The organism is Frankia sp. CcWB3, from assembly GCF_977927595.1.
In genome coordinates this window covers 1-3,048 of record NZ_CDWRCK010000369.1, presented here as the reverse complement: position 1 = coordinate 3,048, position 3,048 = coordinate 1, and the positions used below count along the sequence as shown (strand labels likewise).

The following is a 3,048-nucleotide window of genomic DNA, read 5'->3' as shown; positions in this document are numbered from 1 at the left end:
AGGTCAACCGGCCGCCGCGAAGCCCAGGGCGGCCAGTAGCCGGGGACCGACCGTGGTGCTCGTTCCCGCTCCGAGCGTGAGCAGTAGGACCCCCCGCGACGCCTCGTCGCTCAGGGCGGCGCGGACGTCCGTGGCGAGTCGTTCGACGAGTTCGGACCAGGACACGTAGTACGTTGCCGCCGGCTCGCTCACCCGCTTGACCAGGTCGACGGCATGCAGACCGAGGTCGTCGGTCTCGCGGGCGGCATAGATGTCGGTGACGTATACCCGGTCGGCGTCGCTGAACGCGGCCGCGAAGTCATCCAGCAGCGCGGCGAACCGACTGAACGTATGTGGCTGGAGTACCGCCCAGATCTGCCGTCCCCGAGCCCGCGAACGGGCCGCGGCGAGCGTCAGACGGATCTCCGTCGGATGATGCGCGTAGTCGTCGATCACCTCCAGGCTGCCCGGACCTCCGGCGGGCCCGGTGCCGGTGCTGCCGGTGCTGCCGTTCCAGAAGCCCACGAACTCGAACCGTCGGGCCGCGCCGGTGAAGGTCGTCAGGGTGGTGAGGGTCTGGGCGGGAGCGACTCCCAGTTCGGTGGCGGTGGCGAGGACCGCGAGCGCGTTCAGCACCGAGTGTCGGCCGGGTATCGTCAGGGTCAGCGCACCGACCTCCTGGCCGGCCCGCAGGACGGTCGCCCCGGTCATGTCGTCCCCCGCGGTGGTGACGACGTCGACCGCGCGCCAGTGGCGTTCCGGCTCGAAGCCGTAGTCGATCACCGCGACGTCATTCACCGCGACGTCCTTATTCACCGCGACGTCCTTGCCGGGCCGCTGGCGACCCAGCTCGGTGAGGACGGCGACCACCCCGGGATGATCTCCGCAGACAACCAGTCGTCCACCCGGCCGGACCCGTCGGGCGAACGCGGCGAAGGCTGCCCGGACCGATGCCTCGTCGGGGAAGACGTCGGGGTGCTCCCACTCAACGTTGGTGATGACGGCGATGCTCGGGTCGAGGCCCGCGAAGGCGCCGCCGTACTCGTCGGACTCCAGGACGAAGACGTCGCCGGAGCCGGCCAGCGCGTTCCCCCCCAGCTGTGACACCTCTGCGCCGATGACCGCCGTGGGATCCAGCCCGGCGGCGCGCAGGACCAGGGTGAGCATCGCCGAGGTGGTCGACTTGCCGTGCGAACCGGCGACGGCGACCAGCCGGTACCCGGCGGTGAGCTCCGGTAGCCATTCCGAACGGCGGCGCACGGGCAGACCGAGCGCGCGGGCGGCGACGATCTCCGGATGGTCGTCGGGCAGCGCGCTGGACGCGACCACGACATCCGCACCGGCGAGCTCGGCGGCGACGGCGGCCGGACCGGGCGTGGCCCCGATCCGGATCGGTACCCCCCGTGCGCGTAGGGTCGCCACCCGGGGCGAGTCCTCGGAGTCGCTGCCGCTCACCGTCCCGCCGCCCGCGAGATGGATCTGGGCCAGCGGAGACAGGCCGCTGCCTCCGATGCCGAGGAAATGGACGTGCTGGGTGCGCTGACCGGTCACGGGAGGCAGTACACCATCATCGGCTCCGGGGATGGTGAGGTCCCTTGATCCGTGGCACGGCCGGGTGCCGGGATCCGTACATTGAGCGGGACCCGTACATTGAGACGAAGCCCTCGCCGGCTGTCCAGGGGAGGTCGCCAGAGGCGAGCCACGGCTATCACAGACCCCTTCCGGGGCGGGGGCCCCGCATGGTGGCGAAGCCACCATGCGGGGAAAGTTGTGACGCGCCGACAGCGTCCTTGACCACCGCCGGAGCCGTGCCTACTGTCCGATCCACAGTCGGAAGTTGACATAACTGTAACCGTCTAGCTGACGGTGAAGGTTGAGGCTTCGACTGCTTTCCCGCTCGCCGCGTGGCTCCGCCTTCCCGCGGCGGCGCAGGGGCGGGGTAACCCCCGTCCGACCACCGACGCCGCTGGAGGACCGACACCGCATGGCTGCCCCACAGAACTATCTCGCGGTCATCAAGGTCGTCGGGATCGGTGGTGGTGGCGTCAACGCCGTCAACCGGATGATCGAAGTCGGTCTCAAGGGCGTCGAGTTCATCGCCATCAACACCGACGCCCAGGCCCTGCTCATGAGCGACGCCGACGTGAAACTCGACGTCGGCCGTGAGCTCACCCGAGGCCTCGGCGCCGGAGCCGACCCCGAGGTCGGCCGCCAGGCTGCCGAGGATCACCGGGAGGAGATCGAGGAGGTCCTCAAGGGGGCCGACATGGTCTTCGTCACCGCGGGTGAGGGTGGTGGCACGGGTACCGGCGGTGCGCCGGTCGTCGCGAACGTCGCCCGCTCCCTCGGAGCACTCACCATCGGTGTGGTCACCCGGCCGTTCACCTTCGAGGGTCGGCGCCGGGCCACCCAGGCTGACACCGGTATTGACACTCTTCGTAATGAGGTCGATACCCTCATTGTCATCCCGAACGACCGTCTGCTGGCGATGACGGACCGGGACATCAGCGTTCTCGACGCCTTCCGCAGCGCCGACCAGGTGCTGCTCTCCGGTGTCCAGGGCATCACCGACCTGATCACCACGCCCGGCCTGATCAACCTGGACTTCGCCGACGTCAAGACGGTCATGTCCCATGCCGGCAGCGCCCTGATGGGCATCGGACGGGCCCGCGGCGACGACCGGGCCACCGTCGCCGCCGAACAGGCCATCGCGTCCCCCCTGCTCGAGGCGAGCATGGACGGGGCCCAGGGGGTGCTGCTCAACATCTCGGGTGGGTCGGACCTCGGCCTGTTCGAGATCAACGCGGCCGCCGAACTGGTCGCCGACGCGGCCCACCCGGAAGCGAACATCATCTTCGGTGCGGTCATCGACGACGCACTCGGGGACGAGGTGCGGGTGACGGTCATCGCCGCCGGCTTCGACACCGTCCAGGACCGGCGGACCCGCACCCTCAACGCCGCGGGGCAGTGGCGCCCGCCGGGGCCGGCCGGCGGGTCGGCTGCCGGGCCGCCGACCGTGGCCGCCCCGGCCACCTCGCCCGCGACAACGATCCTGCCGCCGCTGCCGAC

At 70.5% G+C, this 3,048-nt stretch carries 2 protein-coding genes; one reads left to right on the top strand and one right to left on the bottom strand.

Going from position 1 to position 3,048, the window contains the following annotated elements; translation table 11 throughout:
• Window positions 1-3 precede the first annotated feature (3 nt).
• The gene (murC, locus tag ACY5KJ_RS19225) at window positions 4-1,530 is read right to left on the bottom strand and encodes a UDP-N-acetylmuramate--L-alanine ligase (RefSeq protein WP_462204027.1); all 1,527 of its coding nucleotides are present in this window, start codon (window positions 1,528-1,530) and stop codon (window positions 4-6) included.
• Between the two features lie 433 nt (window positions 1,531-1,963).
• Here murC and ftsZ point away from each other — a divergent pair.
• Window positions 1,964-3,048 (top strand): cell division protein FtsZ (gene ftsZ, locus ACY5KJ_RS19220; RefSeq protein ID WP_462204026.1); only part of this gene is annotated, 1,085 nt, incomplete at its 3' end.